Here is a 5,336-nt window from a genome sequence, read left to right as displayed (position 1 = left end):
GCACCAGCACCAGCACCAGCACCAGCACCAGCGGGATCCTCCGTCCCCGCGCCCTCGGCCGGCCACCCCGTGCCGCGTACGGGCGCGCCTTCGGCACCCGCTTCCGCCGGTGTCCGCGCCACGTCCGCCGGAGGTCCGGCATGACCGGGGGGATGCTCGCGGTCCTGGCGCTGACCGTGGCGGCGGCGGCGTTCGTCCAGGGGGCCAGCGGCCTGGGCTTCGCGCTGATCGTGGCACCGGTCGCGGGACTGCTCGACCCCGCGCTGCTGCCCGTGTTCGTGCTGACCTCGATGATCCCGCTCAACCTGTACGTCGCCTGGCGGGAGCGGCACAGCCTCGATCTGCGGGGCGCCCGGTGGATCACGGCCGCGCGCCTGACGGCGACCCCGGCTGGTCTGGCGCTGTTGTGGGTCGTACCCGAGAGCGACCTGGGGACGGTCGTCGGTGTCGCGACGGTGCTGGCGGCGGTGGTGAGCCTCGTGGTGCCCGGATTCGTCCCGGGGCGCGGCGCCTACGTGGGCGCGGGTGTCGTCACCGGGCTGACCGAGACGGCGACCGGGGTGGGCGGTCCGCCGCTCGCCCTCGTGTACCAGCACCGGCCTCCCGCCGAGCTGCGCGCGACGGTCGCCGTCTGCTTCCTGATCGGCGAAGTCGCCTCGCTGGCGCTGCTGTTCGCCACCGGCCGGGGCCGGGCGGCGGATATGGGCTGGGCGGTGCTGTTGCTGCCCGCGCTCGCGGCGGGTGCCTGGCTGAGCCGGCTGGTGCACCAGCGCGTCGACGCGAAGCGGATGCGCGCCTTCGTGCTCGCGTTCGCCCTGGTGTCCGGGGTGGTCCTGATCGCGGGCAGCTGAGCCGGCGCGCAGAGGGCTCGGCCCCACCCGCCACCTCCGCCCGCAGGACTCGGCCCCGTCCACCGCCCCACCCGCAGGACGCGGCCCCGTCCACCGCCTCCACCCGCAGGACTCGGCCCCGTCCACCGCCTCCACCCGCAGGACGCGGCCTCGTCTACCGCCTCCGCAGGGACGAGGCACGGACGACGAGCCGTGGCTCGGGGGCCGCTACCCCGTTCCCGGCCCCCTCCCCGCCCACGAAGGAACCCGCACCGGCACCCACGCCCCCACCGGCATCGGCACCCGCAGCCGCACCGGCGCCCGCACCGGCCGCGAACTCCCCGCCGCCACCGGCCGATCGCGCGCCCAGTCGGCCGAGCAGCAGCTCCACCGCGTCCGCCGCCGCCCGGTCCAGGCGCAGGTCGACCGCGGTGAGCGGGGGTTCGCAGGTGCGGGCGCGCAGACCGTCGTACCGGGTGACGACCATGACGTCGTCGGGGATGCGCCGGCCCGCGTCGTGCAACGCCCGTACCGCGCCGACGGCGAACGCGTCGACGAGCACGCACAGCGCGTCGACGTCGGGGTGCTCGGTGAGCAGGGCGGCGCAGCGGTCGTACCCCGCCTGTTCGCCGCCGTCCTCCGGCGCGGTGGCGACGAGGGGGGTCCAGCCGTGGGCCGCCGCCGTGCGTTCGTAGGCGGCGCGGGCGTCGACCGAGGAGTGGCGGGTGCCGGCGCCGACGACGAGCGCGGGGCGGCGGGCGCCCTGGACGCGCAGGTGGTCCAGGAGCAGTTCGACGACCCGGCCGCCGTGCAGGTCCACGTAGAGGGCGTCGTCGTCGGGCGCGGTGGGCCGGCCCAGCGTGACGTACGGCAGCCCCCGCTCGCGCAGTTGGGCCACCGCCGCGTCGTCGGCGGCGGGTTCGACGACGATGGCGCCGTCGATGTCGACCGTGTACAGCGCGGATCCGGACTGCACGGGCGGGATCAGCACCAGCGCGTACTCGTGCACGAGGGCACGTTCGGCCGCCGCGGCGGCCACCTCCATGTAGAACCCGAGCCGGGACGGGCCACCGGCCACCGCGAACGGCATCGAGGAGGCCAGCGCGATGGCCCGGGCCTCGCCACGGCGCAGCCGCTGGGCGCGCAGGTTGGGCCGGTACCCCAGTTCGGCGGCGATCTTCTTGATGCGCTCGCGGGTCCGCGGATCGACCTTGCCGATGCCGTTGAGGGCGTGCGACACCGTCGTCCGGGACACCGAGGCGGCCTCGGCCACATCGGCGATGGTGGGCCGGCGGGCGCCGCGGGGGATGGTCATGCGCCCATCTTCCCCGGAGCCGCGCCCGGGGAACCACCGGGTGCCCGTCGGTCGCCGGGGCGCGGGTGCGCCGGGCCCGGTCGCCATGTGCCGCCGGGGCGGGGCTGTCCGGGCCGCCGGGGCGGGGCGGTCCAGGCCGCCGGGTGATCTCCGTGGCCGTGCGCGGCGGCGCGTTCGCGGGGCGCCGGTCCGGCGGGACATCCGCTTGGTGGGCGTCGCGCGATGATGCGACGCTGGGTGGAGAGGTGTCCGCCGAGGGAGCCTGGAGGGCCCATGGGGCGTGACGTCCCGGCGCTCGTCTTCACCCGCGAGGACCGCCGCCGGTACCGGATCAAGATGCAGGAGTGCCTGGAGGCGTTCGCGCTGATGCTCCGCGAGGCGCACTTCGACGCGGAGCGGCCCCAGGTGGGCCTGGAGATCGAGCTGAACCTGGTGGACGACGACGCCGATCCGGCCATGCGCAACAGCGACGTGCTGGAGGCGATCTCCGATCCCGCGTGGTCCACCGAGCTGGGCCGGTTCAACCTGGAGATCAACGTTCCGCCCCGGCGGCTGGTCGCGGGCGGTCCGGACGCCTGGGAGTCGGAGATCCGGGCGGCGCTGAACCACGCCGAGGAGCGCGCGCGGTCGGTGGGTACCCGGCTGATCACGATCGGGATCCTGCCCACGCTCCGGCAGGATCAGATCGGTGAGGGGGCCCTGTCGGAGAACCCCCGGTACCGGCTGCTCAACGACCAGGTCTTCGCGGCCCGCGGTGAGGACCTGCGCATCGAGATCGACGGGGCGGACCGGCTGCGGACCCTGGCGGACACGATCACCCCGGAGGCAGCGTGCACCAGTACGCAGTTCCATCTCCAGGTGTCTCCCGAGGAGTTCGCCGGCTACTGGAACGCGGCGCAGGCGATCGCCGGGGTCCAGGTCGCGCTGGCCGCCAACTCTCCGTTCCTGTTCGGCAAGGAGCTGTGGCACGAGACGCGGATCCCGCTGTTCGAACAGGCCACCGACACCCGCCCGGAGGAGATCAAGGTGCAGGGCGTCCGGCCCCGGGTGTGGTTCGGGGAGCGGTGGATCACCAGCGTGTTCGACCTGTTCGAGGAGAACCTGCGCTACTTCCCCGCGCTCCTGCCCCTGTGCGACGAGGAGGACCCGGTGGCGACGCTGGGCCGCGGCGGCATCCCCGAGCTGTCCGAACTCACCCTGCACAACGGCACGATCTACCGCTGGAACCGGCCGGTCTACGCCGTCGCCGGCGGCCGGCCGCACATCCGGGTGGAGAACCGGGTGCTGCCCGCCGGGCCGACCGTCGCCGACACCCTCGCCAACGGCGCGTTCTACTACGGGCTGACGCGGGCCCTGGTGGAGGAGGACCGGCCGGTGTGGTCGCGGATGTCCTTCTCGGTCGCCGAGGACAACCTGCACGCCGCCGCCCGGAACGGCATCGAGGCGCTGCTGTACTGGCCCGGGACGGGCGAGGTCCCCGTGCCGGAGCTGGTGCTGCGGCGGCTGCTGCCGCTCGCGCACCGCGGTCTGGAGCGCTCCGGCATGGACGCGGCGTGGCGGGAGCCGCTGCTCGGCGTCATCGAGCAGCGCTGTGTGACCGCGCGCAACGGAGCGGTGTGGCAGAAGGAGATGTTCCATCACCTGGACGCCACCACAGGGGTCGGCCGGCAGGAGGCCCTGCGCCGGATGACGCAGCTCTACATCGAGTACATGCACCTCAACGCGCCGGTGCACACGTGGCCCGTCGACTGACCGGGAACAGCCGGAGCCGCGCAGGAGGCCGACCGCGCGGTCGAACGCCGAGTCGCGGTGCTGCGCGAACTCCTCCTCGGTGAAGGCCGGTCCGGGTTCGAGCGGGGTGTGCCGGGTGGGGTCGGCCGGGTCGTTGCGGGCGCGTCCGGAGAAGGCGGTGTACGGGGTACTACCGGTCAGCGGTTGTGCCGGCCGGATACCCAGGGCGCCGGAGCAGCCGCCGTTCACCCGCCGTCCGCCGTCCGGGACCCGGTGCACCGCCGGCCAGGCGACGGCTCCGGGCAGGCGCGGGCGGCGTCTAGTGCTGCCGCTCCAGGGCCGCCTCGGGGCACCCGGCTGCGTCCGGCAGGTGGGACTTCGCCCACTCCGCGAGTTCGCGCAGCGCGGGCTCCAGGGCCGCGCCGGCGTCCGTCAGCCGGTAGGAGACACGCAGCGGGGGGCCCTCGTCGACCTCGCGCAGGACGAGTCCGGCCGCGCCGAGCTCGGCGAGCCGGTCGGAGAGCATGCGCTCGCTGATGCCGGGGACGGCCCGGCGGAGGTCGGCGAAGTAGGCGGGCTGTTCCACCAGAACGGCCACGATCGGGCCGCTCCATCGCTTGCCGAGCAGTTGGAAGACACGGGTGATGCCGTCGTCCACCCGCTTGCACGCCGCACTGTCGTGGTTCTGCTCCGCCACCGCCATGGCACCAGGGTACTACCCCGCCGTAGGGGGCTGAAAAAAAGTAAGTCCATGTGTTAAAACTAGTCCAGTACGAAACGTCAGCCGACGCCTTCGGGGGGGTGCGGCTGCACCCCTTTGCCCTGTTCCGGTCGCACAGCCCCTGATGGAGAACCTCATGGCCACCCTGCTGCACATCGACTCGTCCGTGTTCCCGACCGAGGCGTCGGCCTCCCGCGCCGTGACGGCGGCCTTCCGCGAGCACTGGGAGCAGCAGCACCCCCAGGGCACGGTCGTCTACCACGACCTCGCGGCCGAGCCCGTCGCGCACATCACCGCCGACGCGCACCTGGCCGGCTTCGTCCCCGCGTCCGCCCATACGCCCGCGCAGGCCGCCGCGTTCGCCGAGCGCGTCAAGCTGGTGGAGGAGCTGGAGCAGGCCGACGCCATCCTGATCGGCGCCCCGATGTACAACTACACGATCCCGTCGACCCTCAAGGCATGGCTGGACAACGTGATCATCATGGGCCGCACCGCGGGCGAGAACCCGTCCGCCAAGGGCACCCCGGTCACCGTCGTCGCCAGCCGGGGCGGCTCCTACGCGCCCGGTACCCCGCGCGAGGGGTACGAGTACGTGCAGAACTACCTCAAGGCCGTCCTCGCCGACGGCCTCGGCCTGGACCTGGAGTTCATCGTCCCGGAGCTGACCATGGCGTCGCAGAACCCGGCGATGGCCGAGCTGGTCCCGCTCGCCGAGGCCTCGCGCGAGCGCGCCTTCGAG

The 5,336-nt window shown here is 74.0% G+C and carries 5 protein-coding genes; 3 read left to right on the top strand and 2 right to left on the bottom strand.

Features of this window, described 5'->3' with window-relative positions; translation table 11 throughout:
* The first annotated feature begins 140 nt into the window (after positions 1–140).
* Entirely contained in the window at positions 141–851 is a 711-nt protein-coding gene (locus tag GT045_RS13825) for a sulfite exporter TauE/SafE family protein (protein WP_161334342.1), read from the top strand.
* 154 nt (positions 852–1,005) lie between these two features.
* Here GT045_RS13825 and GT045_RS13820 read toward each other — a convergent pair whose 3' ends face one another.
* Positions 1,006–2,145: a LacI family DNA-binding transcriptional regulator gene (locus GT045_RS13820; protein WP_161334341.1), complete on the bottom strand. Its 1,140-nt coding sequence runs from the start codon at positions 2,143–2,145 to the stop codon at positions 1,006–1,008.
* 273 nt (positions 2,146–2,418) lie between these two features.
* Here GT045_RS13820 and GT045_RS13815 point away from each other — a divergent pair, with 273 nt between their 5' ends.
* Positions 2,419–3,897 carry a glutamate-cysteine ligase family protein gene (locus GT045_RS13815; protein ID WP_161293678.1) on the top strand — a complete coding sequence of 493 codons (1,479 nt, stop codon included), beginning with the start codon at positions 2,419–2,421 and terminating at the stop codon, positions 3,895–3,897.
* A gap of 298 nt (positions 3,898–4,195) precedes the next feature.
* On the opposite strand, the gene GT045_RS13810 is transcribed toward GT045_RS13815, so the two are convergent.
* Positions 4,196–4,579 carry a helix-turn-helix domain-containing protein gene (locus tag GT045_RS13810; protein ID WP_161293680.1) on the bottom strand — a complete coding sequence of 128 codons (384 nt, stop codon included), beginning with the start codon at positions 4,577–4,579 and terminating at the stop codon, positions 4,196–4,198.
* 154 nt (positions 4,580–4,733) lie between these two features.
* Here GT045_RS13810 and GT045_RS13805 point away from each other — a divergent pair.
* The coding region (locus tag GT045_RS13805) for an NAD(P)H-dependent oxidoreductase (RefSeq protein ID WP_161334340.1) at positions 4,734–5,336 on the top strand (603 nt) is incomplete at its 3' end.

It is taken from the genome of Streptomyces sp. SID486, assembly GCF_009865385.1.
Classification (GTDB): Bacteria; Actinomycetota; Actinomycetes; order Streptomycetales; family Streptomycetaceae; genus Streptomyces.
The sequence above is the reverse complement of the archived record's forward strand: the minus strand, read 5'-3'. Positions and strand labels throughout refer to the sequence as shown.

Bases quoted from the DNA above. Each gene is read 5' to 3' on its own strand.
- GT045_RS13820 (WP_161334341.1), bottom strand. From the start codon at position 2,145: ATGACCATCCCCCGCGGCGCCCGCCGGCCCACCATCGCCGATGTGGCC.
- GT045_RS13815 (WP_161293678.1), top strand. From the start codon at position 2,419: ATGGGGCGTGACGTCCCGGCGCTCGTCTTCACCCGCGAGGACCGCCGC.
- GT045_RS13825 (WP_161334342.1), top strand. From the start codon at position 141: ATGACCGGGGGGATGCTCGCGGTCCTGGCGCTGACCGTGGCGGCGGCG.
- GT045_RS13810 (WP_161293680.1), bottom strand. From the start codon at position 4,579: ATGGCGGTGGCGGAGCAGAACCACGACAGTGCGGCGTGCAAGCGGGTG.